Here is a 2,883-nt window from a genome sequence, read left to right as displayed (position 1 = left end):
GATGGAAGTGGACTGGCGGCAGAGAAAGTGAATATGGAATCGCCTCGAGCGTACACTTTCCCTCAAACCTTGGATATGGTGATCGAGAAACCGTTCACTGGCTACGGTTACGGTAAGTTTGAATCTGAGTACATGCTGTACACCGCGCGCCAGCATGCGCTGAATGAGAACTATCCTGCAGGCTTGCCATCGATGGATCATCCACACAATGAAATGTTGTACTGGGGCGTAGAAGGTGGGCTTCTGCCTGTATTAGGCATAATCCTCGCAATGGGATTGGTTTTACATCGGATTTATCAAGCCAAACGTGGCACACGCCTAGCGTTGCTTGCGTTATTCATTCCTATCGTACTTCACTCTCAGTTGGAATATCCGTTTTATCACTCTCTCGTGCACTGGCTGATTTTCATCATTTTGCTGTATTGGGTCGACCAGCGTGTCTCGCGCTATCGCCAAGTTGGGTTTAGCAAAGTGACCAAAAGTCTGCTACGTGTTTTTAGCTTGGTGATTCCGGCCGTGTTTACCTTCTATATGGTGAGCGCACTACACACGAACTACATTCTGACGAAGTTCGAAACTACGCGACCAACTAACCCTGATATTTTGAATCAGGTAAGTAACCCGGTCGTATGGAAAGACAGATTTGACTGGGACGTTTACAGTACCTTTTTGAATATTGGTCTGTACAAGCAAGATCCAAGTTTGATTCAACCTTATATTGATTGGTCATTGCAGATCATTAAAGATAAGCCACGCCCTGCGTTCTACAATAACTTGATCTTGGCTTATCAAGGACTGGATGACAGCAGTAAAGCGGAACAAATTCGTGCAGAGGCTCAATTCCTATTTCCGAACATCGACTTTAGCCAAGTAAATTATCAACCACCCTCACAAGCCCAATCGACAACGCCTAGCGTGTCTGATGCGGAATAGACAAACAAAAAAGCGAAGGACTTCCTTCGCTTTTTTGCTTTCAGCCCAATGATTTTAGGCCCTGTTGGTTATGAGTAATAGAGTTCCAAGCTCTTGAGACGCTCTAATGCGCAACTCTTACTCAGTTAAAGACTCTTCCAGAGCCTTCAAGCACAGCGCGACATTTTCCGCGCGAGCACCGTATCCCATCAACCCAATACGCCATGCTTTGCCAGCTAACGCACCTAACCCTGCACCAATTTCAAGGTTGTAAGTTTCAAGTAGATGCGCGCGAACTTTCGCTTCATCGATCCCTTCCGGCACATAAATCGCGTTCAATTGAGGTAAACGGTAAGCTTCTTCCACTACAAATTCAAAACCCAGTTTCTGAAGACCATCTTTCAACTTCTCATGCATCAATTGATGGCGAGCCCACGCGTTCTCAAGCCCCTCGTTCTGTAACACAAGCAGCGCTTCATGCAATGCATATAGGCTATTCACTGGAGCGGTGTGATGGTAGCTACGCTTACCTTCCCCACTCCAGTACCCCAACACTAAGCTTTGATCGAGGAACCAACTTTGAACTGGCGTAGTGCGCGATTGAATTTTTTCGATAGCAGCCGGAGACAGCGTCACTGGAGACAAGCCTGGCACACACGACAAACACTTTTGACTGCCTGAGTACACAGCATCAAGCTGCCATTCATCGACCTTTAACGGAACGCCGCCTAACGATGTAACGGCGTCCACAATCGACAACACATTATATTGCTTGGCTAACTTACCTAGAGTTTGTGCATCACTGACAGCACCGGTTGATGTCTCAGCATGCACAAAAGCCAGAATTTTTGTATCAGGATGTTGCTGTAGTGCTTGTTCAACTTTATCTACTGAAACAGGCGCACCCCATTCATCATCGACTAGCACCACTTCGCCACCAGCACGAATAACGTTTTCACGCATGCGCTCGCCAAAGACACCGTTTCGACAAACGATGACTTTGTCACCTTTCTCGATCAAGTTAACGAAACAAGTCTCCATCCCAGCACTGCCTGGAGCAGAAACCGCAATAGTGAACTCATTTTCGGTTTGAAAAGCGTATTTCAACAGCTGTTTAAGCTCATCCATCATCGCGATAAACAGAGGGTCTAAATGACCAACCGTTGGACGGCTAAGGGCTTGCAATACCTGCGGATAAACATCGGAAGGACCAGGGCCCATTAAAATTCGGTGAGGGGGAATAAAGCTTTGGATCGGCATGTCAGCTCCTTGATTGCAGTCATTTAGCCTGAAAGAAGTCATTTTTAGAATTATTTGCCATCAAAACATCGTCACTCTTCATGCTTTGCAAGAAAACTCACTTGAATTATTTAACAAGTCGTTCACCAGAAAACAGGAGCAATTTTTATTTCGATTAGCAATACATTCAGGCATCAAAGGTTTCACACTAATGTATTTTGTTGCACACGGCAATTAGCCCTAAGTATAGAGGTCAAACCACTGTCACAATTTCGTTAATAAAAACCATCATTCTGGTTGAAATATTGATTGACATTGTGACGTCAAAACCGTTCAATGTTTGAGCTTTATGTAGAAGAGGAGCACTGCCCAGGCAGATGATTTGTGGAACCGCAATTCCAACACCAATCATTGAGGGGGAGTAGTGCCGAGGTAAGTCAAAATTGCAGGGTTTGGCTTGTCGGTTGACTTGGGTTGAGTCCCATCAACTGTCATCAGCACCGTCTGATGAAGAGCTTCTGAGGGTACATTTTCAAATGACAATCTAACTACCTCTCTTTTTGCTCTGTTCCTTTCCTCACAAAACATTGGATGTGTATATTTTTTAGGAAGTCGTGGGAGAAACGCAGTGAGCGCATTTAACGTAGCTAAATTCGGTGGGACCAGTGTTGCCAATTTTGAGGCAATGAGTCGTTGTGCCACCATCATCGAAAACAATCCAAATACTCGCCT

General features: G+C 45.3%; 2 protein-coding genes and 1 riboswitch. Of the genes, one reads left to right on the top strand and one right to left on the bottom strand.

The genetic code is table 11. The annotated features are described in order from the left end of the window. Nucleotides 1-933: PglL family O-oligosaccharyltransferase (locus R8269_RS23295; protein WP_318222680.1), on the top strand; the 933-nt coding region annotated here is incomplete at its 5' end. A 117-nt stretch (nt 934-1,050) separates the two neighbouring features. Here the strand turns inward: R8269_RS23295 and R8269_RS23290 are convergent. Continuing rightward, the gene (locus R8269_RS23290; protein WP_017449452.1) at nt 1,051-2,172 is read right to left on the bottom strand and encodes a pyridoxal-phosphate-dependent aminotransferase family protein; all 1,122 of its coding nucleotides are present in this window, start codon (nt 2,170-2,172) and stop codon (nt 1,051-1,053) included. A 326-nt stretch (nt 2,173-2,498) separates the two neighbouring features. Beyond that, nucleotides 2,499-2,677, top strand: a riboswitch (Lysine riboswitch). Nucleotides 2,678-2,883 lie beyond the last annotated feature (206 nt).

It is taken from the genome of Vibrio sp. Vb0667 (assembly GCF_033391095.1).
Note: the sequence above shows the minus strand (reverse complement) of the source record. Positions and strands in the feature narration are given on the sequence as shown.